This is a genomic window from Sphingobium sp. AP50, assembly GCF_900109095.1.
Lineage (GTDB): Bacteria > Pseudomonadota > Alphaproteobacteria > Sphingomonadales > Sphingomonadaceae > Sphingobium.
This window is the reverse complement of the sequence record NZ_FNYZ01000003.1, coordinates 127358-151706: the sequence shown is the minus strand read 5'-3', so window position 1 is coordinate 151706 and position 24349 is coordinate 127358. Positions and strand designations below refer to the sequence as shown.

General features: G+C 62.4%; 24 protein-coding genes. 7 read left to right on the top strand and 17 right to left on the bottom strand.

Features of this window, described 5'->3' with window-relative positions; genetic code table 11:
- On the bottom strand, nucleotides 1–834 hold the full coding sequence (locus tag BMY84_RS08655) for an ABC transporter permease (RefSeq protein WP_256215167.1): 834 nt from the start codon (nucleotides 832–834) through the stop codon (nucleotides 1–3).
- Between BMY84_RS08655 and BMY84_RS29030 the strand changes: the two genes are divergently transcribed.
- Both BMY84_RS29030 and BMY84_RS08650 read left to right on the top strand, forming a co-directional pair.
- Nucleotides 815–1045: a hypothetical protein gene (locus BMY84_RS29030; RefSeq protein WP_143075011.1), complete on the top strand. Its 231-nt coding sequence runs from the start codon at nucleotides 815–817 to the stop codon at nucleotides 1043–1045. The genes BMY84_RS08655 and BMY84_RS29030 overlap by 20 nt on opposite strands.
- 77 nt (nucleotides 1046–1122) lie before the next feature.
- Nucleotides 1123–1959, top strand: a complete 837-nt coding sequence (locus BMY84_RS08650; protein ID WP_093083126.1) for a LysR substrate-binding domain-containing protein — start codon at nucleotides 1123–1125, stop codon at nucleotides 1957–1959.
- Between the two features lie 48 nt (nucleotides 1960–2007).
- Here BMY84_RS08650 and BMY84_RS08645 read toward each other — a convergent pair whose 3' ends face one another.
- From BMY84_RS08645 to BMY84_RS30400, 4 genes are read right to left on the bottom strand one after another with little or no spacing between them, the layout of a single operon-like run.
- Nucleotides 2008–2958 (bottom strand): D-isomer specific 2-hydroxyacid dehydrogenase family protein, encoded by a 951-nt coding sequence (locus tag BMY84_RS08645; protein WP_093083124.1) that lies wholly within the window; start codon nucleotides 2956–2958, stop codon nucleotides 2008–2010.
- A 1-nt stretch (nucleotide 2959) separates the two neighbouring features.
- Entirely contained in the window at nucleotides 2960–4162 is a 1203-nt protein-coding gene (locus BMY84_RS08640) for an acyl-CoA dehydrogenase family protein (RefSeq protein WP_093083407.1), read from the bottom strand.
- 6 nt (nucleotides 4163–4168) lie between these two features.
- Nucleotides 4169–5158, bottom strand: coding sequence for an ABC transporter substrate-binding protein (locus BMY84_RS08635; RefSeq protein ID WP_256215166.1), 990 nt, complete (start codon nucleotides 5156–5158; stop codon nucleotides 4169–4171).
- Nucleotides 5148–5282: a hypothetical protein gene (locus BMY84_RS30400; protein WP_256215164.1), complete on the bottom strand. Its 135-nt coding sequence runs from the start codon at nucleotides 5280–5282 to the stop codon at nucleotides 5148–5150. Before BMY84_RS30400 ends, BMY84_RS08635 begins: the two co-directional genes overlap by 11 nt.
- A gap of 101 nt (nucleotides 5283–5383) precedes the next feature.
- Here BMY84_RS30400 and BMY84_RS08630 point away from each other — a divergent pair, with 101 nt between their 5' ends.
- Nucleotides 5384–6736, top strand: coding sequence for an FAD/NAD(P)-binding protein (locus tag BMY84_RS08630; RefSeq protein WP_093083119.1), 1353 nt, complete (start codon nucleotides 5384–5386; stop codon nucleotides 6734–6736).
- Nucleotides 6737–6738: 2 nt separating this feature from the next.
- Here BMY84_RS08630 and BMY84_RS08625 read toward each other — a convergent pair whose 3' ends face one another.
- The 3 genes from BMY84_RS08625 to BMY84_RS08615 form a co-directional block, all read right to left on the bottom strand.
- Nucleotides 6739–7011, bottom strand: coding sequence for a hypothetical protein (locus BMY84_RS08625; protein WP_093083116.1), 273 nt, complete (start codon nucleotides 7009–7011; stop codon nucleotides 6739–6741).
- Nucleotides 7008–7511, bottom strand: coding sequence for a CYTH domain-containing protein (locus BMY84_RS08620; RefSeq protein WP_093083114.1), 504 nt, complete (start codon nucleotides 7509–7511; stop codon nucleotides 7008–7010). Before BMY84_RS08620 ends, BMY84_RS08625 begins: the two co-directional genes overlap by 4 nt.
- A gap of 121 nt (nucleotides 7512–7632) precedes the next feature.
- Nucleotides 7633–8340 carry a glutamine amidotransferase gene (locus tag BMY84_RS08615; protein ID WP_093083111.1) on the bottom strand — a complete coding sequence of 236 codons (708 nt, stop codon included), beginning with the start codon at nucleotides 8338–8340 and terminating at the stop codon, nucleotides 7633–7635.
- Between the two features lie 110 nt (nucleotides 8341–8450).
- Here BMY84_RS08615 and BMY84_RS08610 point away from each other — a divergent pair, with 110 nt between their 5' ends.
- Entirely contained in the window at nucleotides 8451–10763 is a 2313-nt protein-coding gene (locus BMY84_RS08610) for a GH92 family glycosyl hydrolase (RefSeq protein WP_093083109.1), read from the top strand.
- Nucleotides 10763–11098 carry a low molecular weight protein tyrosine phosphatase family protein gene (locus tag BMY84_RS08605; protein ID WP_093083106.1) on the top strand — a complete coding sequence of 112 codons (336 nt, stop codon included), beginning with the start codon at nucleotides 10763–10765 and terminating at the stop codon, nucleotides 11096–11098. Before BMY84_RS08610 ends, BMY84_RS08605 begins: the two co-directional genes overlap by 1 nt.
- Here the strand turns inward: BMY84_RS08605 and BMY84_RS08600 are convergent.
- The 7 genes from BMY84_RS08600 to BMY84_RS08570 form a co-directional block, all read right to left on the bottom strand.
- Nucleotides 11093–11755 (bottom strand): cyclase family protein, encoded by a 663-nt coding sequence (locus BMY84_RS08600; RefSeq protein ID WP_093083104.1) that lies wholly within the window; start codon nucleotides 11753–11755, stop codon nucleotides 11093–11095. The two genes, BMY84_RS08605 and BMY84_RS08600, sit on opposite strands and share 6 nt — an antisense overlap.
- The gene (locus BMY84_RS08595) at nucleotides 11752–12006 is read right to left on the bottom strand and encodes a CBU_0592 family membrane protein (RefSeq protein ID WP_093083100.1); all 255 of its coding nucleotides are present in this window, start codon (nucleotides 12004–12006) and stop codon (nucleotides 11752–11754) included. Before BMY84_RS08595 ends, BMY84_RS08600 begins: the two co-directional genes overlap by 4 nt.
- Before the next feature lie 73 nt (nucleotides 12007–12079).
- Nucleotides 12080–14749 carry an aconitate hydratase AcnA gene (gene acnA / locus BMY84_RS08590; protein WP_093083098.1) on the bottom strand — a complete coding sequence of 890 codons (2670 nt, stop codon included), beginning with the start codon at nucleotides 14747–14749 and terminating at the stop codon, nucleotides 12080–12082.
- Nucleotides 14750–15244: 495 nt separating this feature from the next.
- Nucleotides 15245–18010 carry a bifunctional aconitate hydratase 2/2-methylisocitrate dehydratase gene (locus tag BMY84_RS08585; protein ID WP_093083095.1) on the bottom strand — a complete coding sequence of 922 codons (2766 nt, stop codon included), beginning with the start codon at nucleotides 18008–18010 and terminating at the stop codon, nucleotides 15245–15247.
- A gap of 218 nt (nucleotides 18011–18228) precedes the next feature.
- Nucleotides 18229–19989 (bottom strand): DUF885 domain-containing protein, encoded by a 1761-nt coding sequence (locus BMY84_RS08580; protein ID WP_093083092.1) that lies wholly within the window; start codon nucleotides 19987–19989, stop codon nucleotides 18229–18231.
- A 42-nt stretch (nucleotides 19990–20031) separates the two neighbouring features.
- Nucleotides 20032–20235, bottom strand: coding sequence for a DUF5818 domain-containing protein (locus BMY84_RS08575; RefSeq protein ID WP_093012321.1), 204 nt, complete (start codon nucleotides 20233–20235; stop codon nucleotides 20032–20034).
- Nucleotides 20236–20238: 3 nt separating this feature from the next.
- Nucleotides 20239–20424 carry a DUF1328 domain-containing protein gene (locus BMY84_RS08570; protein WP_093012647.1) on the bottom strand — a complete coding sequence of 62 codons (186 nt, stop codon included), beginning with the start codon at nucleotides 20422–20424 and terminating at the stop codon, nucleotides 20239–20241.
- Between the two features lie 182 nt (nucleotides 20425–20606).
- On the opposite strand from BMY84_RS08570, the gene BMY84_RS08565 reads away from it, so the two are divergent.
- On the top strand, nucleotides 20607–21056 hold the full coding sequence (locus BMY84_RS08565) for a ferritin-like domain-containing protein (RefSeq protein WP_177203944.1): 450 nt from the start codon (nucleotides 20607–20609) through the stop codon (nucleotides 21054–21056).
- A 2-nt stretch (nucleotides 21057–21058) separates the two neighbouring features.
- On the opposite strand, the gene BMY84_RS08560 is transcribed toward BMY84_RS08565, so the two are convergent.
- Nucleotides 21059–22057 (bottom strand): 2-hydroxyacid dehydrogenase, encoded by a 999-nt coding sequence (locus BMY84_RS08560; protein WP_093083086.1) that lies wholly within the window; start codon nucleotides 22055–22057, stop codon nucleotides 21059–21061.
- Between the two features lie 103 nt (nucleotides 22058–22160).
- Here BMY84_RS08560 and BMY84_RS08555 point away from each other — a divergent pair, with 103 nt between their 5' ends.
- Entirely contained in the window at nucleotides 22161–22658 is a 498-nt protein-coding gene (locus BMY84_RS08555) for an SH3 domain-containing protein (RefSeq protein ID WP_093083082.1), read from the top strand.
- A 405-nt stretch (nucleotides 22659–23063) separates the two neighbouring features.
- Here the strand turns inward: BMY84_RS08555 and BMY84_RS08550 are convergent, their stop codons facing one another.
- Complete coding sequence (locus tag BMY84_RS08550; protein WP_093083405.1) at nucleotides 23064–24329, bottom strand: amidohydrolase family protein; 1266 nt, start codon at nucleotides 24327–24329, stop codon at nucleotides 23064–23066.
- Between the last annotated feature and the right edge of the window lie 20 nt (nucleotides 24330–24349).

The window sequence follows — 24349 nt, the reverse complement described above, 5'->3', positions numbered from 1 at the left end:
TTATTGCTCCACTATGCTGGGGCGCCAGATAAGGGCGCGGGCTTCGATGGTGCGGACCAGCCAGTCGGCGCCAAGGCCGAGAATGGCGTAGACCATGAGGCAGACGACGATGATGTCGGTCCGCATGAAATCGCGGGCATTGTTGATCAGATAGCCGAGGCCCGCCGATGCGTTGATCTGTTCGGCCACGACCAGCACCAGGATCGACACCGACAGTGCATAGCGCAGGCCGACCAGCAGCGAAGGCAGGGCGGACGGCAGAACCACATGCCAGATCTGCTCCCATCGGCTGAGGCCAAAACTCTTGGCCGCATCGAGCAGGCGCAGGTCGACGCTGCGGATGCCGCTATAAAGGTTGAGATAGACCGGGAAGATCGTGCCGAAGGCGATCAGCGCCACCTTGGGCGTTTCGCCGATACCGAACCAGACGATGAACAGCGGGGTCAGCGCCAGCGCCGGGATGGTCCGCTTGATCTGCATGAGCGGATCGACCGCCAGTTCGCCGGTGCGGGACAGACCAGCAACCAGCCCCAACGCCAGCCCAAGGCCGACGCCGATCAACAGGCCAGCGGCAACGCGGGCGAAGGATACCAGCAGGTTGGATGGCAGCTCGCCGGAGATGACCATCTCGATCAGCGTACCCAACACGGCCGAAGGCGCCGCCAGCGTCCGCTCAGGGATCAGCCCGATCCGCGAACCAGCCTCCCACAAGAGCAACAGCACGACCGGCGAAAGCCAGCGCCCGCCAAAGCGTGAAAGCGAAAAGCGACGCGCGGGAACAGCGGCCTGTCGTCGCCCTGCGTCGGGAATATCATTGATCGTTACAACCGCCATGTCCGGGCCTTTTGTGAAGTCCCGTAAAGCCCAACATGAATTGTCTACTGATTCAATTAAGTTTTTCTACCGCCACCTATCAGCGTTGATCATAGATCGCATTTCATCGCCGCTATGGGGCGGATTAGCGGCAAAAATGGCGGTTTCCGGTGCATCGATCGTTCTCGCCAAGATTTTCCTCGCCTTGACAAATCTCTACTATTTTGATTGATATATAAGTATCGGCGATATGTCGCAGACCCGTTCCCGACACCGGATCGGCCTTCCCTTTATCCTATGAGGTCTCCCGTGCCGGTCAATTTGCCGACCAACTTGTTGAGAAGTTTCGTTGCGATCGTCGACACCGGGTCGATGCTCAATGCATCGGAACAGGTGTTCGTAACCCAATCCGCCCTCAGCCTTCAGATCAAGCGACTGGAGGAACTGGTGCAGCAGACGCTGTTCCTGCGGGAAGGCCGCCGACTCAATCTGACGGCGGCAGGCGACGTCCTGCTCGATTATGCGCGTCGGGTGCTGCTGTTGCATGACGAAGCCGTCGCCGCCGTCAGCGCGGGACGCTTCGCCGGCCCAGCCCGGATCGGGATGGTCCAGGATTTTGCCGACACGCTGCTCAGCGGGCTTTTGTCGCGCTTTGCCGAACTGCATCCCGATGCGCAAATCTATGCCAGGGTCGCGGGTACCGCCGAATTGCAGACCCTGCTCGACCGGCGCGAGCTCGACATATTGTTGGGCTTCGCCGCCCCCAATGACAGCCATGCCGTCACCGTCGCGCCGATGAGCTGGTATGGCGAAAGCGCCTTGGCGGACCGGGAGGTCATTCCCCTCGCCGTGCTAGAACAACCCTGCCGCTTCCGCGAAGCCGCTATTCGCGGACTGGAAGATGCCGGACTGCAATGGCGGATCGCGGTGGAAACGCCCAATCTGGCGACGCTGAAAGCCGCCGTGGGTGCGGGGCTGGGCATCACCTGCCGGACCCATTTGTTCCTGGGTGAAGGCGCTACGCTGGAGCATGACAGGCTGCCGCCCCTGCCCCGCGTCGCCGCGATCCTGCGCGCCGGGGACAAGCTGGACAAGGCTGCGCATCGCCTCGCCGAACTGGCGAGGGAAACGGTGCAGGCGCTTTAACGGCAGAGGCCCTTGGCTGGACGGCCTCTGCGACACTGTGAACTTCGCTCAGTATCCCCGCACTGGGTCGACGATGTCGCTCGGCGCCTCGCCCCGCGCAAAGCGGGAGATATCATCCCGCACCTTTTCCAGCAGCCGATGCCGCACCAGCGTATGGTTGCTGGAAATATGCGGCGTCAGCCGGACTCGGGGATGGGTGTAAAGGGCATGGCCTTCGGGCAGCGGTTCCGGATCGGTCACGTCCAGCGTAGCGAAGCCCGGCCCGCTATCTTCCCGGTCGAGCGCCCGCATCAGCGCCTCCTGATCGATCACCGAACCCCGCGCGACATTGATGATATGAGCGCCCGGCTTCACCTTCGCCAGCAACGCATCGTTGAACAAATGCCGCGTTTCTGCGGTAGCTGGCACGGCAATGACGATATGATCCGATCGGGCCACCAGCGCCTCGACATCGGCGACATTCTCGACGCCGCTGACACTGGATTTCGCGCCCGATCGACGCAGGCCGACCACCTGTGCGCCCAGTGCCAGTCCCCGTCGCGCGACCGCCTGCCCGATCGCGCCCAGCCCGACGATACCGATCGTCGTCCCCGACACGCGGCCCAGCGGCACGTTGATCCATTGCGCACGCGATCGGGCGGTCACCGCCTCCAGATTCTTGGCATGCGCATAGATGGCGGCGATCACATAATCGGCAATCTCGTCGGCCGCGACTCCGCGCCCGCACGTGACGAGCGGCGCATCGAGCAGCCATTGCGGATAGAAATCGATCCCAGTCGATGCGCTATAGACCCATTTCAACCGCCCCGGCCAGGCTGGCGGCACCGCAGCCTGCGGCTGTCGCCAGGCCGGAGACGGCCGGATCAGAAGCACGTCCGCTTCGGCGGCGGCGGCCCAAGGCTCATCCTCTGCCACGTCGATCAGGATCGGTGCGATCGGATGCTGGCCGAGGCCATGATTGAAATCGGCGTCAAGCTGGCTGGCAATGATGAGTGACATGTCAGTTCCCAAGAGCCGCGCGACCGGCGGCGATCAAAATAGTGTCGGTTTGCGGCGAATGGATGCGGCTGCACAGCACATCGCGATAATGGCGCTCCAGCGGATTTTTCCGGCTGATTCCCGGATTGCCCGTCAGTTCCAGGCCAATCTCCACCGCGCGGATCGCATTGGCCGTGGCCAGATATTTGATATTGTTCACTTCCACAGCACTCGGCGGATCGCCCGCGTCATGGCGCGCGGCGGCATCGCGGATCAGCGTGCGATTGACCTGCAACAGGGACTCGATCTCGCCGAACTTCTCCTGCACGCGCGGCAGAGTGGCGAGCGACGCACCCAGATTGGTCGGCACCCGATCGTTCAGATAGGCGCGGAGCCAGTCGCGCGCAGCTCGGGCCACGCCGTCATAGATGGTGGAAATGGACAGCGCGTTCCAGATCGCCAGGCTGGGATCGCCAGCGCCCGCCGCCCATTGTTCGGGCCGCCGGATATCGACCGCGTGATCCAAGGGGGTCGGCGTATCATCGAAATGCACCGCATGACTAACCGTCGCCCGCATGCCCAGATGATCCCATGCCGGCTCGATCGTGATGCCGGGGCTGTCGGACCTGACCAGGAAATTGCCGACGCGCGGCGTCTCCTCGTCGGTCTTGGCCCAGACCGAAAACCAGTCCAGCCCGGTTGATCCGGTCGAATAGATTTTGGTGCCGCTGACCGCCCAGCCATCCGCGGTTCGTCGGGCCACCGTTGCCGGCAGACCACCGCGCACGGGCGTCCCCAGTTCCGGCTCGACCCGAAGCCCACCGATCAGCCCGCGCCCCGCAACCGCATCCTGCGCCAGACGCTCATAGATATGGGCCGGCCACCCCTGCGCCCGCGCAGGGTTCGCATGATAGTGGTACGTCATGAAAAGGATCAGCGCGGTGGACGGATCCCCCTTCGCAACGGCGGCCAGAACCCTGATCGCCTCACCAAAAGATGCGCCGCGCCCACCATATTCAGGCGCTACGGTCAGGCCGATCAACCCCTCCTTCGCCAACAGATCGAAATTGGCACGGGGAAATTCACCACTACGGTCATATTGCTCGGCCGTCGCGGCCAGTTGTTTCGTGATCCGATCGAGAATATCGGCACCGACCGGTTCGGCAATGGCGCGCTGCGCGCTTTTACCGGTCGCATCTTCGCGGGCAATGGCTTGACTGGCCATGGTCATTCAGCCTCTCTTGGGAATGTCGGCATTGAAACGATCGTCCCACAGCGGACGGACATCGACCGCCTTGGGCAGCAATTTCTGCTGGAAGAAGAGGTCCGCCACGCGCTGCTGCGAGGCGATGGCTTCCGGCGTTACCGGTCGGAGTTCATAGCTGGCACTCTTGTGCCGGAACTGGTCGAGCACATAGTCGCGCGGTACGCCGATATCCTGGGCGATGATACCGGCCCATTCGTCCTGATGATTGGCGGCCCAGCCAAAGCCCTGCTGCACCAGCGCCAGATATTCGCCGATGATCTTTGCCTTCTCCGGGTCGGCCAGCGCGTCGACATGGGCCGAAACCAGATAGTTGCCCGACAATATGCCATAAGCAGTCTTCAGAATACGCGCGCCCTCGGTCGCGATCGCCCTCTGGATCGGGAAGCCATAGATCGCCCAGCCATCCAGAGCGCCTTGCGAGAAAGCGGCAGCGCCATCCGACACGCCCATCGCCACTGGCGTAATGTCGCCCCAGGTCAGGCCGACATCTTCCAGCATCCTGATCAGGAAATATTGCGAGGTGGTAGCGCGGACATAACCGACCCGCTTGCCTTTGAGATCGGCGATGGATCTTGCTTTCGATCCCTTGGGCACCAGTACGACCTGATTGTTCACATCGCCATGCGCCACGGCAATCTGACGGAAGCTCTGGATGGTCGAGGCGGCCGCAAAGATTGGCGGTATTTCGCTCATGCCACCATAATCGAGCGATCCGCCGTTCAGCGCCTCGACAACCAGATGGCCCGACTGGAACTCGCTATAGATCAGGTCAAAGCCTTCCGGCCTGATGCCCGCAGCCTTGAACAGCAGGCGGGTGTCGCCTTCCCCCTTGCCGGTGATCGATATCCGCAATTTCGGTCGCCCGCCCTGTGCCGTGCCACAGCCCGACAGGAAGAGACAGGACGCAGCGCTGGCAACCAGCATGTCACGACGGGAAAGCATCTCAGCGCCCATGCGCCCCATCACCCGAATCGGATGCCCGTTCGAACAGAATGATCGTGGGATCGCGCAGCAATTCCCGCCGCGCGGCATCATGCAGCACATGCCATCGTTGGAGCAGGGATCGTAACAGGCGCATTCTCGTCCTTCCGGAAGCATCAAATGGCCTCTTTATCTATTCCGTCAGTAGAGATATGTCCCACAAGCAATGCTGCGCGAACCATTAGAAATGCTTGATCCATGCTGATCCCCCGTCACGCCGCCATCGTCGGGGGTGGCTTCAGCGGTACGCTGTTGGCAATCAACCTGCTCCGGCATGGCTCGCTGCATGTAACCCTGATCGAGAGGCGACCCGACCGGCTGGGTCGGGGTCTGGCCTATGGCGCGGCGCAGGCCGATCATGTGCTGAACGTACGCGCCGCTAATATGAGCGCCTTTCCCGATCGGCCCGATCATTTCGCAACATGGCTGAAGACGCGAAACAAAGGGAGCGAAACGAGTTTTGCGACCCGGCGCGATTATGGCGATTATCTGTGCGATTTGCTGGACGACATGCAGCGCGCGGCGCCCGGCCGCTTCACCATCATCGCCGACGAAGCAGTTGACCTGGAGCTTAAGCCGGATGGCGTGCGCCTGATACTGGCATCGGGCGGCACCGTGGACGCTGATGTGGCGACCATCGCACCCGGCAACCTGCCACCCCATCGCCTGCCTGCCTTTGCCGGGCTGAATAGCGCCGCCTATGTCAATGATCCCTGGAGTTGCGATCTGGCCGAGGGGCTGGGGCCTGATGACAGGGTGATGCTGCTTGGCACCGGGCTGACCGCCGTCGACTCCATCCTCAGTCTCGTCAATGGGGGGTTCGAAGGGTCGATCCTGGCCCTCTCCCGGCGTGGGCTGGCACCGCACGCCCATGCGCCGGCGGCCCCCTTCACCGCCTGTCGGGACAAGCCGACCGGACCGCTATCCACTTTGCTGCGTCAGATACGCCGGCGTGGCCTGGAGATCGGGTGGCGCAACGCCATCGATGAATTGCGCCCCTTTACACAGGATATGTGGCGCGCTTCGTTCGCGCCGGAACGGCAGCGTTTCTTGCGCCACCTGCGCCCCTATTGGGACGTACACCGCCACCGGATCGCACCGCAGGTCGCCGCGCGGCTGGAAGCGCTGTGTGATGAAGGACGACTGACGATCATGGCCGCGAAGATTCTGGATGCGGTACCGGATCGAGACAGTCTGGCGATCACGATCCGCCGACGCGGCATGACCGGTGGCGAAACGATGCCTGTCGCGCGGGTCGTCAATTGCACCGGCCCATTGGGCGATTTGCGGCGTAGCAGCGACAGTCTGCTGAACCGGCTGGCGGAACGCGGCGCGGTCCGCGCGGATGAACTGGCCATCGGGATCGATGTCGACCGGCAAGGCCGCGCCCTGACCCGCGACGGCGAAGCGCAGGAACGGCTGTTCGTGGTCGGACCGATGACGCGGGGCGCCCATTGGGAAATCGTCGCCGTGCCCGATATCCGGCGACAGGTCTGGACATTGGCCCGCCACATCACCGGTGCGCACTGGGTCGAAGCCGAAGGGCTCTGACGTCAGGACTCCTCGCCACCTTCAGGCGGCACCGCATCCATCAGGTCCATGAAATTGCGCGCGGCTTCCCGGTCGGCCGAATCTTCGAAGGCGTCCAGATCGGGCGCCTGCCCCAGCAGGAACAGCAGCGACCATAAGGCAAAGCGTCGCGGCCGATCCTGTTCCAGCCCGAAATCGACCCGCATCTTTTCGATGCCCGCCGTCATGGCAGCGGCAGGCAAGGCATCGATATCGTGTGCGCCAAAATAGCGCTGGAGTTGATCGTCGAAATTCATGGGCCTTCTGCTTTGGGAATGTAATCGCCGGATGTTTCAACGCCGATTGCAGCATTGCGAAAGCGGGGATCGTCGGTTACTTCCTTTCCAACCCAATCGGGCAGATTCAAAAGCGCGTCAACCGCCTCCAGTTCCACCTCGGCCAGCACCAGTCCGGCTGCATTACCGGCAAATACATCCACTTCCCAGATGCGGTCGTCATGCGGCACCCTATAGCGCGTCTTTTCGATCACTGGCGCGCCACACATCTGCGTCAGTATCTCTGCTGCGTCGCTGACCGGGATCTCATACTCATATTCGTCCCGGATGATGCCGGCATGAGCGCTCTTCAGCGTTAGCCACGCTCGGTTGCCGGCCAGACGAATGCGCACGCTTGCCTTTTCCTGCTGCCCACAATTTCCGCGTGTCACATAGCCTTGGCGGAAAAAACGGCCAGCATCGGCATCTTTGCGCCATCCGTCTCCGGTAACCAGGAATTTGCGTTCGATTTCTATCGGCATTGTCCCTGTTAGCGCCGTGCATCGATATATGCCAGCCTACGAGATTTACCAAATATTTTGCCAAAAATCTTCGGAGCAATGAACCGCCGCACAGACATTGATTGCCATCACCTTACTGATGTCAGGGGGGGGGATCGATGCCTGCCAGCCATTCGCCGATCATCGCGCGACCGGCCGCCACGGCGATTGGACCGTGCAGGGCATGATCCTCCCGCAGGGCGATGCCGCATTGCTGGGCCACGTCCAGATCGGCCCAAAAATGGGTCAGCCAATCCTCGAAGCGAGGGTCTTCGCCCATTTCAGCATGGAATTGCAGCGCCAGCAGGTTCGGGCCGCGGCGGAACGCCTGATGCGCATATTTCCCGGTCGATGCGAGCAGTTCGACATTGTCTGGCAGGTCAAACGTGTCGCTGTGCCAGTGCAGGATCGGCACGCCGTCGATATGGCGCAGCGGCGATTGAGCACCCGTGCCATTCACCGTCACAGGCGCAAAGCCCAGTTCCATATGGCCACCCGGATAGACGCGCGCACCCAGCGCCGCCGCGATCATCTGGCTGCCCAGACATACGCCGAGCGTTGGCCTGTCAGACGCAAGCCGAGCGGCCAGCTTTTCGATCTGCACGGGAATCCAGGGATGCAGGTCATGCTCATAGACGCCCATAGGGCCGCCCATCATGATCAGCAGGTCGGGATCGCACAGATCGACCTGCGCGAAATCGGGGCTGGCCACATCGATACGATCGATACGATAGCCCGCCGCCTCGATCGGCTGGAGATACCCTGCCGCACCCTCGCGCGGTACATGACGGACGATCAACGCTCTTTTCATTGCTGATTCGGACGCTAGACAATCGTATCGGCCGCCGCCACCCCAGCCTTTCTTGCGGTCGTAAAATCAGGACTATTGGCCAAAGGGCGCTGCCATGATCTAACCGGCGCATGAAAGCCTTTCGCATCGCGCTGCTCGCCGGCGCCCTCTTTGCCGCCCCCCTCCTCGCTCAGCCGGCTGCCGACGATCCGGTTGCGGCGGTCGATCCCTTCATCGGCACATCGGGCGAAGGCCATACCTTTCCCGGCGCCGTCGCGCCCTTCGGCATGGTCCAGCTCTCGCCGGACACCCAGGTCGGCCCGGCGCGCCAGACCTATAACTGGGCCGCCGGATACCGCCATGAAGACCCGGTGATCCTGGGTTTTTCCCACACCCATTTCTCGGGTGCGGGCCATAGTGATCTGGGCGATTTTCTGGTGATGCCGGTCAGCGGCGATACGGTTCCGCTGGAGGCTGGCGACGACAAGACGCCCGGCTTCCGATCGCGCAAGGCCGATGAGATTGCGTCACCCGGCTATTATGCCGTCACCCTGACCGATCCGGGCGTACGCGCGGAAATGACCGCCGGCACCCGCGTCGGCGTCCACCGCTATGCCTTCCCAACGGGCAAGGCCGCGCATCTGGTGCTCGACCTGCGCTCCATCATTTATGATTATCCCGGCAAGATACTCTGGTCCTCGATCCGCATCCGCCCCGATGGCACGATTACCGGATCGCGCGAGGTGCGCGGCTGGGCCACGCCGCGGCGCATTTTCTTTGCCATGCGCTTTTCCGCGCCGCTGACCGGCCACCAGTTCGTCAGCACCGAAAAGGATATTCTGTACAAAGGCTTCAAAGGCCCCGGTCGCGGCCCCGAAACGCTGGATTCCCTCTCCGGCCGCGCGCTGGTGGCGCAACTCGACTTCGGAACGCTGACGAAACCGCTGGAGGCGAAGGTCGCCCTGTCCGGCGTCGATGAGGATGGCGCGATCGCCAATCTCGCCAGCGAGCCGGGCGATTTCGACGCGATCCGCACCAAGACCCGCACCGCCTGGACCGATGCGCTGGGTGCGGTGAAGATCGACGCGCCGAAGCCGATGCGCACCAATGTCTACACCGCCCTCTATCACAGCCTGATGGCGCCCAGCGTCTGGAGCGATGCCGATGGCCGCTGGCGCGGGCCGGACGATCAGGTCCATGCCGGAACCGGCTTCACCATGCATTCCACCTTCTCACTGTGGGACACGTTCCGCGCCGAACATCCGCTGCTGACGCTGATCCAGCCCGAAACGAAGAATGCCGATTTCGTGAACTCGCTGGTCGCGGGACAAAAGACCAGCCCGTTCGGCATCCTCCCCGTCTGGCAGTTCGGCGGCAAGGAAACCTGGACGATGATCGGTTATCATGCCGTTCCCGTCATTGCCGACGCCTGCCTGAAGGGGATCAGAGGCATCGACTGCGCCGCCGCTCTCAAGGCGATGGTCGCGAGCGCCGACTATGCCCCCTATGGCGGCCTTGGCGACTACATGAAGCTCGGCTATGTCCCGATCGACCGCGAACCGGAAGCCGCGTCCAAGACGGTCGAATATGCCTATGACGACTGGACCATCGCCCGCCTCGCCCGCCAGCTTGGCGACACCGCCACGGCAGAGCGCTTCGATAAACGCGCCCGGAACTGGCGCAACAGCTTCGACGCGAAGACCGGCTTCCTGCGCGCGCGCAAGGCGGACGGCAGCTTCCGCACCCCTTTCGATCCGACCGCCATCAACTATGGCAGCGACTATACGGAGGGGAATGCATGGCAATATAGCTGGTTCATGCCGCATGATCAGGGCGGCCTGTTCCGCCTGCTGGGCGGCGACGCGAAAACCGTCGCCAAGCTCGATGCGATGTTCGACTATGACAATAGCAAGATCGACTATAGCCATGCCGAGGACATATCCGGCCTGATCGGCCAATATATCCATGGCAACGAACCCAGCCATCACGTCGCCTATCTCTACAATTATGCGGGCCAGCCATGGCGCACGCAGGAGCGGCTCAAGCAGATTGTAGACAGCCAGTATAAGCCCACGCCCGAGGGCCTGGCCGGTAATGACGATCTGGGCCAGATGTCCGCCTGGCTGGTCTTCACCGCGCTTGGCTTCTATCCGGTGGCGCCGGGCAGCAATGAATATGTGATCGGGCGGCCGTTCGTGGACCGGGCGGAGATGACATTACCGAACGGGCAGCCCTTCACCGTGATTGCCGACGGCCTGTCCGACGCCAACCGCTATGTCGGCCGGGTGACGCTCAACGGCAAGGCGTTGGGGCGCGGCTATATCACCGACGCAGAAATCCGCGGCGGCGGAGAGTTGCGCTTCACGATGCAGGCCACACCCAACAAGACATGGGCAACCGGCGAAAAGGCACGGCCCTATTCGATGACGGGATATGGGCGCTGATGGAGAGGGAGCGGCATTATCTGTTCATTTGCAGCCAGAACAAATTGCGTAGCCCCACAGCGGAACAGATTTTCGCCGACTATCCCGGCATCGAAACCCTGTCGGCCGGGACCAATCATGATGCGGAAACACCACTGGATGATGAGATGCTGCGCTGGGCCGATACCATCTTCGTGATGGAGAAGGCCCATCGCAACAAGATCCAGAAGCGCTTCCGGTCGGCGCTTGGCGGAACAAGGATCGTCTGCCTCGATATCCCCGACGATTATGAATTTATGGACCCGGACCTGATCGCACTGTTGAAGGCGCGCATGGCTCGGTTCCTGCCCCTATAAAGTCGCAAAAGTCCGCACCGGAAACGTCCCCATGCCCACAATCTTTGGCGGTACGGCGGTAAAGGTGAAGCCTGCATCCGGCAGCGCGCCAAGGTTGGTCATATGCTCGCAGATCAGCACGCCCGCGCCCAGCAGTTCGCGGTGCACCGGCCGCCCGGTGCCGGGTCTTGTATCGTCGATATTATGGCTGTCGATCCCGACCAGCTTCGCGCCCCGCTCCACCAGAAGCCGCGCCGCCGCTTCGGTCAGGAAAGGATGCTCTTCGAAATAGGCGGGCGTGCGCCAGTGCCGATCCCAGCCGGTATGCACCAGCACGGCACGCCCCGCCACGTTGATCCCGTCCAGATCGGCAGCATCGGTCGCCAGCCCCATCGTCTCGAACGGCCGCCGCACCACAATCGCGGGCAGGCTGGCCAGCCGGTCGAGATCGAGCATCGAGAGGTCGTCCCCCTCTTCGAAGCGATGAAAGGGCGCATCCAGATAGGTGCCGGTGTTCGACACCATGTCGATCCGCCCCATCTGGAACGTACTGCCATCGGCATAATTGGCGCGCGACTGATCGCGGGTCCAGTAATCGCAGATATGCGGCGCGGCGACACCCTTATAGGTCTGCATCCCATGTTCGATGGCGTGGCTCAGGTCGATAAAGCGGGTCATGACAGGGAGATTCTCCGGCGAAAAATGCGCCACAAGGTATAGAAACCCACGACGCTCCAGATGATGTTGAGCACCATCGACGGGAAGGCTGCATGCCACCAGGTGTTGACGACAAACAAGGTCGTACCGACAGCATTCAGCCATTGGAAGGTTGCCGATCCGCCCGCCAGTTGCCCGGTCGACACGCCGACATAGGCCGCCAGCACCAGAAGCGCGCCGGCCCAGCCGATGATTTCCACGAACAATGCCATCGCGACTCCCCCAAGGAAAAGGGCTCCTCCCATGAAGGAGAAGCCCTTTTCCTTAGCCGGACATGTCAGCCGATCAAGCGGCCAGCTTGCGCAACACATATTGCAGGATGCCGCCGTTCAGGAAATATTCCAGTTCGTTGACGGTATCGATCCGGCACAATGCGGTGAAGCTGAAGGTCGAGCCATCGGCGCGGGTCACGTTGACGGTTACGTCCTGACGCGGCTTCAGGTCGGCGACACCGGTGATCGTGAAGCTGTCATCGCCCTTCAGGCCCAGCGTATCGCGGGTCTGGCCATCCTTGAACACCAGCGGCAGCACGCCCATGCCGACCAGATTGGACCGGTGGATACGTTCGAAGCTCTCGACGATCACGGCGCGGACACCCAGAAGGTTGGTACCCTTGGCCGCCCAGTCGCGCGAGGAACCGGTGCCATATTCCTTGCCACCGATCACGACCAGCGGCGTGCCGTCAGCCTTGTGCGCCATGGCGGCATCATAGATCGCCATGGTTTCGCCCTTATAGCTGGTCATGCCGCCTTCGACGCCGTCCAGCATCAGATTCTTGATGCGGATATTGGCGAAGGTGCCGCGCATCATCACTTCATGATGGCCACGACGCGAACCATAGCTGTTATAGTCGGCTTGGGCGACCTGATGCTCCGACAGCCATTTGCCCGCGGGCGACGACGCCTTGATCGAGCCAGCGGGCGAGATGTGGTCGGTGGTGATCGAGTCGCCGAAGATCGCCAACGGCTTGGCGTCGATGATGTCAGTGACCGGCGCCGGAGTCATGGTCAGCCCTTCGAAATAGGGCGGATTGGCGACATAGGTCGATCCGGCGCGCCAGGTGTAGGTATCCGACCCGGTGACTTCGATCGCCTGCCAATGGGCGTCGCCCTTGTACACATTGGCATAACGGGCCTGGAACATCTGGCGGTCGACAGCGCCGGCCAAGGTAGAGGCGACCTCATCGTTGGTCGGCCAGATGTCCTTCAGATAGACAGCCTCCCCATCCTTGCTGGTGCCGATCGGGGTGGTGATGAAATCCTCGATCACCGTGCCCTTGAGCGCATAAGCGACGACCAGCGGCGGGCTGGCGAGGAAGTTCGCGCGCACGTCGGGCGACACGCGGCCTTCAAAGTTGCGGTTGCCCGAAATCACGGCTGCGGCGACCAGCCCATTTTCATTGATCGCCTTGCTGATCGGTTCGGCCAGCGGCCCCGAATTGCCGATGCAGGTGGTGCAGCCATAGCCGACCAGATTGAAGCCGATCGCGTCGAGATGCGACTGGAGGCCGGCCTTTTCCAGATAGTCGGTAACGACCTGAGAACCGGGCGCCAGCGATGTCTTCACCCAAGGCTTGGGCTTGAGGCCCAGCTCATTCGCCTTCTTGGCGACCAGACCGGCGGCCACCAGCACGCTGGGGTTCGACGTGTTGGTGCAGCTGGTGATCGCCGCAATGGTGACGTCGCCGTCGCCAATGTCGAAATCCTTGCCTTCCACCGGGACGCGGGTCTGCGCCTTCTTGTAGGTGTTGACCATGTCGGCGTTGAACACATCATCGACTTCGGGCAGCGCCACACGGTCCTGCGGGCGCTTCGGGCCGGCAAGGCTGGGGACAACGGTGCCGAGGTCCAGTTCCAGCGTGTCGGTGAACACCGGCTCGATCGACGGATCGATCCAGAAGCCCTGTTCCTTGGCATAGGCCTCGACCAGCGCGATATTCTCGTCGCTGCGGCCAGTCAGGCGCATATAGTCCAGCGTCTTGTCATCAATGCCGAAGAAGCCGCAGGTCGCACCATATTCGGGCGCCATGTTCGCCAGCGTCGCACGGTCGGCCAGCGACAGGGTGGCAAGGCCGGGGCCGAAATATTCGACGAAGCGACCAACCACACCGCGCGCGCGCAGCATCTGGGTGCAGGTGAGGACGAGGTCGGTTGCGGTGACGCCTTCCTTGAGATTGCCGGTGAATTTGAAGCCGACGACTTCAGGGATCAGCATGGAGACAGGCTGGCCGAGCATCGCCGCTTCCGCCTCGATCCCGCCCACGCCCCAGCCCAGCACACCCAGGCCGTTGATCATGGTGGTGTGGCTGTCCGTGCCGACGCAGGTGTCGGGATAGGCGATGGACGTGCCATCGGCAGCTTCGCTCGACCAGACGCCCTGCGCGATATTCTCCAGGTTCACCTGATGGCAGATACCGGTGCCGGGGGGGACGGCATAGAAATTGGCGAGGCTCTTGCTGCCCCATTTCAGGAAGTCGTAGCGCTCCATATTGCGCTGATATTCAATCTCCATATTCTGTTCGAACGCCTTGGGCGTGCCGAATTCATCGACCATGACCGAATGGTCGATGACGAGGTGGACGGGCACCTGTGGGTTGATCTTGCTGGCGTCGGCGCCCAGCGCATTCATCGCGTCGCGCATCGCGGCCAGATCGACCACACAGGGAACGCCGGTAAAATCCTGAAGCAGCACGCGCGCCGGGCGATACTGGATTTCCCGCTCCGCCTTGCCACGGTCATTCTGCCAGTCGACGATCGCCTGAATATCCTCGATGGTGACGGTGACGCCATCTTCGAAGCGCAGCAGATTTTCCAGCAGCACCTTCATGGAGAAAGGCAGGCGCGAAACGTCTCCCAGCTTCTCCGCCGCCTTGTTCAACGAATAATAGGCGATGTCCTTGCCGCCGACGTTGAGCGTGTCGCGCGTGCCGAGGGTGTCCTGTCCAGTGGCGGTCATAGGTCGTGCGTCTCCTCGCAGATGGCCCCGGCCCAGGGCAAGGAGGCTGACGCATGATCCGCCGCAAGGTCCAGCCGGTTCGCCACCGGACGGATTAGGGGCGGGACGCGCCCCAACCATGGGTCGAAGCAGGTATGTCCCGATATGTCTGCGAGATAGGGATTGCCTCGGCCAAGTCAAAGGGAGAAATGGTCGGAAGGGCCTTTATTTCCGCCATATTCGACTACTGAAAATCATTCGCAGTAACGAGCGCAAGACCTGCACTTTTATTGTGCACAGGATGGAGAAATGTCGCCCTCACCCCTTGCGCCACAGCTTGCCTGATCAGCCTGTCTTTTCCGCTCTGCCTGCGAGTGCGGGACGGGCTTTGCCCCAAATACTTTTTACTGTTTCCGCCAAAGCCGGGCAAAAAGAAAAGGCGCCACGATAATGGCGCCTTTTCTGTGTAAGCCGCATCACCCGGTGGGGCAGTTCGCCCGCGGTTGGGGGCAGTCCTCAGGCCGCCTTGGGCGGGGCGAACTTGGTGAGGTCGATGCCGACCACCGCCTTCTTATATTCGTCCATGTTCGGCGTACGGCCCAGGATGGTCGACAGCACCACGACCGGGGTCGAGGCGAGCAGCGATTCCCCCTTCTTGTTGGCCGTATCTTCCACGACGCGCCCCTGGAACAGGCGGGTCGAGGTGGCAAGGACGGTGTCGCCCTTCGATGCCTTCTCCTGATTGCCCATGCACAGGTTGCAGCCCGGACGCTCCAGATAGAGCATATTCTCATATTCGGTGCGGGCGACATTCTTTGGATGAACGTCGTCGAACTCGAAACCGGCATATTTCTTCAGCACGTCCCAATCGCCTTCGGCCTTCAGCTCGTCGACGATATTGTAGGTCGGCGGAGCGACGACCAGCGGTGCCTTGAACTCAACCTTGCCTTCAGTCGCTTCGATGTTCTTCAGCATCTGGGCCAGGATCTTCATGTCGCCCTTATGCACCATGCACGAACCGATAAAGCCCAGATCGACCTTCTTGGTGCCGCCATAGTAGGATACCGGGCGGATGGTGTCGTGGGTGTAGCGCTTCGACACGTCGGCATTGTTGACGTCCGGGTCGGCGATCATCGGCTCGTCGATCAGGTCCAGGTCGACCACGACTTCGGCGAAATATTTCGCATTGGCGTCCGGCGACAGGGCAGGCTTTTCGCCCGAGCGGATTTCGCCGATGCGCTTGTCGGCAAGGGCGATCAGGCCCTTCAAGGTGCCGGCGGCATTTTCCATGCCCTTGTCGATCATGATCTGGATGCGCGACTTTGCAATTTCCAGCGATTCGATCAGCGTTGCGTCTTCGGAAATGCAGATCGACGCCTTCGCCTTCATTTCGGCCGTCCAGTCGGTGAAGGTGAAGGCCTGATCAGCCAGCAGCGTGCCGATATGGACTTCGATGATGCGGCCCTGGAACACATTCTCTCCGCCGAACTGGTGCAGCATCTGCGCCTGCGTCGCATGCACCACGTCGCGGAAGTCCATATAGGGCTGCATCTTGCCCTTGAACGTCACCTTGACCGACTGCGGGATCGGCATGGTGGCTTCGCCGGTGGCCAGCGCCAGCGCAACCGTGCCGGAGTCCGCACCGAAGGCCACGCCCTTCGACATGCGGGTGTGGCTGTCGCCGCCGATGATGATGGCCCAGTCGTCCACGGTGATGTCGTTCAGCACCTTGTGAATGACGTCGGTCATCGCATGATAGACGCCCTTGGGGTCGCGTGCGGTGATCAGGCCGAAATTGTTCATGAAGCTCATGAGCTTGGGAATGTTGGCCTGCGCCTTCTTGTCCCACACCGACGCGGTGTGGCAGCCCGACTGATAGGCGCCATCGACCAGCGGCGAAATGACCGTGGCGGCCATCGCTTCCAGTTCCTGCGCGGTCATCAGGCCCGTGGTGTCCTGCGAACCCACGATGTTCACCTTCACGCGCACGTCCGAACCGGCGTGCAGTATCTTGCCCGGCGTCACGCCCACGGCATTGCGGTTGAAGATTTTCTCGACGGCGGTCAGACCCTGGTCCTCGACCGTGATTTCCTTGTTCGGCGCGAACACCTTGGGCGCTTCGACGCCCAGTGTCTCGGCCGCGAAGGTCTGGAGCTTCTTGCCGAAGACGATGGCGTAGCTGCTGCCCGCCTTCATGAATTCCATCTTCTGCGGCGTGAAGGACGCGGCGACATCGACCAGTTCGTTGCCGGCCTCATCGGTCAGCTTCTTGTTCTTGACGTCGATCTTCAGCACCGTGCCGGTCGCGACCGAGAAGGCCTCTTCCAGCACCGGATTGCCGTCATTGTTCAGGATGACCTTGCCGTCCGGACCGGTCATCTTGACCCAGTTCTTCAGATTGAGGCCGATGCCGCCGGTCACGTCCACAGTGGTCGCGAAGATCGGCGAAATGCCGTTGGTGCCCGCGACGACGGGGGCATAGTTGACGAAGGGCACATAGGGGCTCTGCTGCTTGCCGGCCCACAGCGCCACATTGTTGACGCCCGACATACGCGACGAACCAACGCCCATCGTGCCCTTTTCGGCGATCAGCATCACGCGCTTGTCGGGATGCTGGATCTTGAGCGCCTGAATTTCCTGCTGCGCGGCCGGCGAGATCATGCACTGGCCATGCAGTTCGCGGTCGGAACGCGAATGCGCCTGATTGCCCGGCGACAGAAGGTCGGTCGAGATATCGCCTTCGCCGGCAATGAAGGTCACGACCTTGATCTCGTCCTCGACCTCGGGAAGCTTGGTGAAGAATTCGGCCTTGGCATAGCTTTCCAGCACATCCTTCGCCACCGCATTGCCCGCCTTATAGGCGTCGCGCAGGCGGAACATGTCGGCGTCATACAGGAACACCTGGGTCTTCAACACATCGCCGGCCTGCTTGGCCAGAGCGGCGTCATCGCCCAGCGCAATATCGAGCAGCACGGCGATCGAGGGACCGCCCTTCATATGGCTCAGCAGTTCCAGCGCGAAGGCGGGAGTGATTTCCGCGACGGTGACGTCGCCCAGCACGATCTTCTTGAGGAAGTCGGCCTTCACGCCCGCGGCGCTGGTGGTGCCGGGCAGCGTGTTGTAGATGAAGAATTTCAGCGCTTCGGCGCGATGTTCGCTGCCCGCATCCTCGATCAGCGTGATGAGGGCTGCAACCAGTGCGCCATCGTCGATCGGCTTGGGCGCGAGTCCCTGAGTCTTACGGCTTTCGATTTCGGCCAGATAATCCAGGTAAATGCTCATCTCGTTCCCAACGTCATATAAAGTGCACGGAGTCGACGCGCAGCGCCACTTGCCGACTTATATGCCCGGTCCGGGAGCTGACGCGGCCCCGGTACGCCAAGAGACGCGAATTGGCAAGTCGCGGCAGCGCAGCAAAATGTTGCTGCGAACCACGCCAATCGACCAAAAACCGCGACTTTTCTATTACTCTGAGTAAAGAACGGACTTAAGTAGGACGGCTATCCCCGCGCCTTCTCTGCCGCGATCCACCCGTCGATCTGGCTTTCCAATACGGTCAGCGGCACTGCACCCTGCGCCAGCACCGCGTCATGGAAGCGCCGCAGGTCGAACTTAGGCCCCAACGCCGCCTCCGCCTTCGCCCGCAATTCGCGGATCTTGATCTCGCCCAGCTTGTAGCCCAGCGCCTGACCGGGCCAACTGATGTACCGATTGACCTCCGCGTCGATATTCGCGTCCGACAGGGCGCTGTTGGCCTTCATGAAGGCGACGGCCTTTGCCTTGTCCCAGCCCTTGGCATGGATGCCGGTGTCGACCACCAGACGGCAGGCACGCCACATTTCATAGGACAGGCGGCCCATCATCTTTTCGGGCGTGTCGTAGAGGCCCATCTCTTCGCCCAGATATTCGGTATAGAGCGCCCAGCCCTCCACATAGGCGGTGAATCCCGCCAGATATTTGCGGAAAGGCGGCAGCGGCAATTCCTGTTGCAGGGCGATCTGGTTGTGATGGCCCGGCACCGCTTCATGAGCGGTCAGCGCGGGCAGTTCCCAGAAGGGGCGCTGATCCAGCTTCGACGTATTGACCCAATAGGTGCCGGAAATGCCGCTCTCCGGCGCACCGGGCCCATAATAGGCCGTCGTGGTTCCTTCGGCCTCGGCTGCCGGGATCGGCTTCAGGCCATAGGGCAAACGCGGCAGCGTGCCGAAATAGCGTGGAAGCAGGCCGTCGATCGTCTTGGCCTGACGGGCCGCGACGCGCAGCAACTCCTCGGGAGTCTTCGCATAGTAGGACGGATCGGTGCGCAGATGCTGGATATAGGCGGCACGGCTGGGATAGCCGGCTTTCGCTGCGATCTCGTCCATACGCTTGCCGATGCGGGCGACTTCATCCAGGCCGATCTGGTGGATCTGGTCTGGGGTCAGGTCGGTCGTGGTGTGCGCCCGCACCCGGCTGGCATACCAGGCTGCGCCACCGGGCAGCGCCGATGCGCTGTCGCTCTTGCGGCAATGCGGCAGATAGTCGGCCACGAACAGGTCGTGCCATTTGCGATATTCAGGCGTCAGCACGTCGCGGATCAGGGCAACGGCCCGCGCCTGCATTGCGCTCCAGTCCGCGTCGCTGATATCGCGCGGCTTGGGCCGCTTGAACGGTTCGTAGAAGCGCGTGTCCTCCGGCTTTCCGTCCATGATGCCGCTGATGCTCTTCGCGTAATTTTGCAGCACGGAACAGGGTTGCACATAGCCGCCCTTGATCGCCTGCCGCGTGATCGCAAGGGCATCGCCATTCTGCTTGGGATAGAGCGCGAGGCGCTTCAGATAGCTGTCATAATCGGCCTGATTGTAGAAAGGCAGGCCATCGGCCATGCCCGAAAAGCCCTGATGCCAGCCATAATAGGTGGTGAAGAGCATCAGCCGCTCTGCCGGATGCCGGTCGCTGTCGATATCGTCGCGCAGCATCCAGAGCAGCACGTCGCGATTGACGCGGTCGGCCGCATCCAGTTGCTGCGCCGGGACGGCCTCCAAACGGGTAACGAAGCCGCCTTCCGCCTTGATGTGCGCATCGCGCGCGGCGAGCGACATGTCGTAGATGCGGTCGTCATAGTCGCGCACGCCGCGCGCCGTCGCCTCGACCGGATGGGTCGACAGATACCAGGCCCAATGATCGTCGATGATCCGGGTCAGTTGATCATGGGGCACTGTCTGGGCATGCGCCAGAGCGGGCGCGGACAGGAGGATGAGAGAAGAAAGAATCTTGCGCATGGGCGCAATGGATCGCGCTTCACGCGGTGTTTGGCAAGAGGGTCAGGCGGCGGCTACGCCCTCGGCCTCGACAATATTGTCACCGGCATAATAGCCCTGCACCCGCACCCGTTTCTCGACATGGTCCACGGGCACGCGCAACAGGACGAGGCGGTAGCTGCCGCCGCAATCACGCTGGAGCAGGAAACCGGCTTCATCGCGCAGCAACCTGCCAGTTTCGTTCACTCCAGCGCCAATCTCAGTCATACCTTAATCTATCGCGTCCTTGATCCCCTTGCCAGCCAGGATTCCCAGCACGAGGAAAAGAACGAAGACGGCAATGGCGATAAAGAACAGAATCTTCGCGATGCCGACAAAGGTGCCGGCCGCGCCGCCAAAGCCCAGAAGCGCCAGAACGGCGGCGATGACGAGCGAGATAAGGGCAAGCTTGATCATGATGGGTCCTTTCATAGGAGAGCGATCATGCCCTGCTCAACCGATTACGGGGCAGCTTGTTCCGCCTGCGTAGCGGGTTGATAGACTATAGCTAATGGTAGGTTAAGGTTGAATATCAGGTGCTTGATTGAACCATCATGGTCGATCGGCGGTTGTTTCCCCGCCATCATGAGGAGAAGGCGATGTCGAGCAACCATGCCATCAGCAAATTGGACGACCTGATCACCACCCTGATCGACAGTGTGAAAGGCTATGACCATAGCGCCGACAAGGCGAAGTCAGCCGAACTCCAGACGCTGTTTCGCGATCTGTCGGCCGAACGCCGTAAAGCGGTGGACCTGTTGCAGGCGCGCAGCCGGGCGCTGGGCGGCAAGCCCAACGAATTCGGGTCGGCGGCCGGGACGGTACATCGCCGGATGGAAGATATTTTCGTGGCACTGGGCGGCGGTGACAAGGCCGTGATCCAGGCGATTGACCGTGGCGAAGATTATCTGCGCGAAGAATTCGAGCGGGTGCTGAAGGACGAGGCGATCGATGCCGACACCCATGCCGCCGTGCGGCAGGCCAATGAGTCGGTTATGCGTGGCCATCTGGTCGTGAACGGCCTCAAGGACCAGCTCGCCACCGCCTGACCTCAGACCCAGCCTTCCAAGACCTGGTTGGGCGGCCGATGGCCGTCGACCCAGGTGCGGATATTGGCGATGACACGGGCGCCGGTGGCGTCGCGGCCTTCAAAGGTTGCAGACCCCATATGCGGCAGCAGCACGACGTTGGACAGCGCCAGCAGGCGCGGGTCGACCGCCGGTTCATGGGTGTAGACGTCGAAGCCGGCACCGGCGATCCGCCCTTCCTCCAGCGCGTCGATCAGCGCCCGTTCGTCGGTGATTTCCGCGCGGGACGTGTTGATGAGGTAGGCGTTGGGGCCCAGCAACGCGATGCGGCGGGCATCGATCAGGCCCCGGCTGCCGGCGTTGAGTGGGCAATGGATCGACAGGATATCGCTCCACGACATCAGCGCATCCAGATCGGGTTGCCATTCCGCTTCCAGTTCCTGCTCCACTTCGAAAGGCAGGCGATGGCGGTTATGATAGGCGATCGACAGGCCGAAGGCGCGTGCGCGGCGAGCGACGGCGCGGCCGATGCGGCCCATGCCGATGATGCCCAGCTTCTTGGCGGCGATCCGGTGGCCCAACATGCCCGACGGGCTCCAGCCGCGCCATTCGCCGGTGCGGACCAGCTTCTCCCCCTCTGCCAGACGGCGCGGCACCGACAGGATCAGCGCCATCGTCATGTCGGCCGTATCCTCGGTCAGGACGCCGGGCGTATTGGTGACGATGATCCCCTTCCGCCGGGCGGCGGCGAGATCGATATGGTCGACGCCGCTGCCGAAGCTGGCGATCAGTTGCAGCCGGTCGGGCGCGGCATCGATCAGGTCCGCGTCGATCGTGTCGTTGATCGTGGGCACCAGCACGTCACACTGGGCCATGGCGCGGGCCAGTTCGGTGCGGCTCATCGCCACATCGCCGACATTGAAGCTGGTATCGAACAGGTCGGCCATGCGCGCCTCCACATTGGGTGGCAGGCGGCGCGTGACGATGACGCGCGGCTTGGCGGGTCGCTGCTTCTTGGCCATGGATCAAGCCGCTATTCCCGGCCGGGTCGCGGGTCAAGCGGATAAGGACCGACGGGTGATAGGAAAGACTGTCGCAAATCGACGCAAGCGACTATGGAGAGCCATGGGCGACATGGTTTTCGGGTCTGGAATGAAGCGGTTTTTACTGGGTGCGGGCATTGCTGCCGGGATCGGGGCGGCGGGCGCTGCGCTGGCGGCGCCAGCCAAGCCGGTGCCCTACTGGGCTTCGCTGGCGCAGGATGAAGCGCGGATGCGCGTGGGGCCAAGCCTGGATTATCCGTCCAACTGGGTCTATCGCCGCCGCGACCTGCCGGTGAAGGTGGTGCAGGTGCTGGGCCAGTGGCGCAAGGTCGAAGACCCGGATGGCGCGCTGGGATGGATGCACGTCCGCCTGTTGAGCGATACCGCCACCGCCATCGTGAAAGCGGACATCGCCCCCCTGCATGAAGGTGCCAGCGACGGATCGCGCACCCTGTTCCGGGCGGAGCGCGGCGTGGTTGGCCGGTTGAGCGATTGTTCGGGCGGCTGGTGCGGTTTCGATATCAAGGGCCAGCGCGGCTATGTGAAGGCCAGCGATGTCTGGGGCGCGACCGACAAATAGGATATGCGCCGCTTAACTTCGCATGTTTCCCGTGAATCTTGATATTTTCGTGCGGAAGTTGGAAATTTCGTTGCGAGCGTGGCGGGGTGCAGGCGATGCGAAAGAGCCCTGCTTTGGGTACGCGATAACCGGCAGGTAGGACAGGCTGGGAAGACTGTGGGACAGTGATTTTACGTCGTCATCCCAGCGAAGGCTGGCATCTCAGGCGGAGGCGGGAGACAGTCGAACGAGGTGCCTGCTCAAGCCTCATCCCGCTATCGCCTGAAACCCCAGCTTGCGCTGGGGTGACGGTGTGGTGGGGGCTGCCAACTTCATAAGCGACAGTGCCTACGGCCTCCCTGTCGACCTCCGATTGAGGGTGGCCTCTTTATCCAAGAAAAGGGGGCCGTAGTCCCCCTTCCCGTTTCACCATTCATACGCCTTGGGCAGGTCGCCCTCGCCCGGCGTGGCGTAGCGGTCGCGCAGCTTGGTCTGGCGGTTTTCCAGTGGCTGGGCGACGCCGTCGATCCAGACCGCCACCGGGGCGGAGGTCATTTCCAGCGGGTCGCCATCCCAGATCACCACATCGCCCGCCTTGCCGGCCTTGAGCGATCCGATCCGGTCGCCCAACCCCATCGCCTCGGCCGGGGCGGAGGTGATGGTGCGCAGCGCCTGCCCCCAACTCAGACCAGTCGCGCCCGGCACCCGGTTCAGCGCGACCATATTGCCTGCCTGCTGGGTCGCGGCGCGCAGTTGCAGCGCGTCGTCGCCGGTCAGCATACCCATCGAAACGCTGATGCCCGCCTTCACCATGCGGCCGACATTGCTCTGGGTCGCGGCGAGTTTTTCGAAGCTGGAGGGCAGGTCTTCAAGGCCCGCGGTGATGACCGGCACCTTGGCGGCGGCGATCTGGGGCGCGACCATCCAGCCTTCGGTCGCGCCAGCGAGGATCAGCTTGAGCGCCGGGAAATCCTGCCGCAGCGACAGGACGGTCAGGATATCGCGCGCGCTTTCGGCATGGACCATCAGCGGCATGGCGCCAGTAACGACGGGCACCAACGCTTCGGCATCGACACGGTTGAGCAGCGCATCCCTCGACCGGCCATCATAGCTGGCGGGGGCCTTGGCGAACTCCTGCGCCTCGCGCAGCATCATGCGGAAGGTCAGGATCGTCGCCGCGCGGCTGCCGCCGGCGTCATCCTTCCCCTCTTCGCCCATTTCCACATATTGGAAGGCGCGCGCGCGGGTGATCGGCGTCATGTCCGCGCCCAGATCGATGACGGCACCCTGCCCGGCAAAGATGCCATTGGCGGTCGCGGGGGCCACCACGGCGCGGGTGATGCCCGCAGTTCGGCTGATCGCGATGGGATTGGCCAGCGGGTTGATCGCGGGCGCAACGTCGATCGCGGCGGAGAAAGGCGAGCGGGCGGCACGGATGTCGTTGGTTTCCTTGACGCCGGGCACTTCGGCCAGGCCGACGCGGGAGAAGCCCGAGACGATGCCGGGCGTCACCCATTTGCCGGCGGCGTCGATAGTCTTCACGCCTGCGGGTACGGCGATGCCGGCGCCTGCTGCGACAACCTTGCCCGCGGTAATGACGACGGTGCCGTTCTGGATCGGCTCCGACCCGTCGCCCAGCGCCAGCGTGGCGCCAGTGATGGCGATGGACTGGGCGAGTGCGGGGGTGGCCATGGCCAATGCGCAAGCCACCA

Coding starts and splice junctions, on each gene's coding strand:
- BMY84_RS08580 (WP_093083092.1), bottom strand. CDS start 19,989: ATGCGCAAGATTCTTTCTTCTCTCATCCTCCTGTCCGCGCCCGCTCTG.
- BMY84_RS08585 (WP_093083095.1), bottom strand. CDS start 18,010: ATGAGCATTTACCTGGATTATCTGGCCGAAATCGAAAGCCGTAAGACT.
- BMY84_RS08620 (WP_093083114.1), bottom strand. CDS start 7,511: ATGCCGATAGAAATCGAACGCAAATTCCTGGTTACCGGAGACGGATGG.
- BMY84_RS08640 (WP_093083407.1), bottom strand. CDS start 4,162: ATGGCCAGTCAAGCCATTGCCCGCGAAGATGCGACCGGTAAAAGCGCG.
- BMY84_RS08655 (WP_256215167.1), bottom strand. CDS start 834: ATGGCGGTTGTAACGATCAATGATATTCCCGACGCAGGGCGACGACAG.
- BMY84_RS08555 (WP_093083082.1), top strand. CDS start 22,161: ATGGGCGACATGGTTTTCGGGTCTGGAATGAAGCGGTTTTTACTGGGT.
- BMY84_RS08645 (WP_093083124.1), bottom strand. CDS start 2,958: ATGTCACTCATCATTGCCAGCCAGCTTGACGCCGATTTCAATCATGGC.
- BMY84_RS08610 (WP_093083109.1), top strand. CDS start 8,451: ATGAAAGCCTTTCGCATCGCGCTGCTCGCCGGCGCCCTCTTTGCCGCC.
- BMY84_RS08595 (WP_093083100.1), bottom strand. CDS start 12,006: ATGGCATTGTTCGTGGAAATCATCGGCTGGGCCGGCGCGCTTCTGGTG.
- BMY84_RS08575 (WP_093012321.1), bottom strand. CDS start 20,235: ATGACTGAGATTGGCGCTGGAGTGAACGAAACTGGCAGGTTGCTGCGC.
- BMY84_RS08615 (WP_093083111.1), bottom strand. CDS start 8,340: ATGAAAAGAGCGTTGATCGTCCGTCATGTACCGCGCGAGGGTGCGGCA.
- BMY84_RS08630 (WP_093083119.1), top strand. CDS start 5,384: ATGCTGATCCCCCGTCACGCCGCCATCGTCGGGGGTGGCTTCAGCGGT.
- BMY84_RS30400 (WP_256215164.1), bottom strand. CDS start 5,282: ATGCGCCTGTTACGATCCCTGCTCCAACGATGGCATGTGCTGCATGAT.
- BMY84_RS08550 (WP_093083405.1), bottom strand. CDS start 24,329: ATGGCCACCCCCGCACTCGCCCAGTCCATCGCCATCACTGGCGCCACG.
- BMY84_RS08565 (WP_177203944.1), top strand. CDS start 20,607: ATGTCGAGCAACCATGCCATCAGCAAATTGGACGACCTGATCACCACC.
- BMY84_RS08600 (WP_093083104.1), bottom strand. CDS start 11,755: ATGACCCGCTTTATCGACCTGAGCCACGCCATCGAACATGGGATGCAG.
- acnA (WP_093083098.1), bottom strand. CDS start 14,749: ATGACCGCCACTGGACAGGACACCCTCGGCACGCGCGACACGCTCAAC.
- BMY84_RS08635 (WP_256215166.1), bottom strand. CDS start 5,158: ATGGGCGCTGAGATGCTTTCCCGTCGTGACATGCTGGTTGCCAGCGCT.
- BMY84_RS08625 (WP_093083116.1), bottom strand. CDS start 7,011: ATGAATTTCGACGATCAACTCCAGCGCTATTTTGGCGCACACGATATC.
- BMY84_RS08560 (WP_093083086.1), bottom strand. CDS start 22,057: ATGGCCAAGAAGCAGCGACCCGCCAAGCCGCGCGTCATCGTCACGCGC.
- BMY84_RS08605 (WP_093083106.1), top strand. CDS start 10,763: ATGGAGAGGGAGCGGCATTATCTGTTCATTTGCAGCCAGAACAAATTG.
- BMY84_RS08570 (WP_093012647.1), bottom strand. CDS start 20,424: ATGATCAAGCTTGCCCTTATCTCGCTCGTCATCGCCGCCGTTCTGGCG.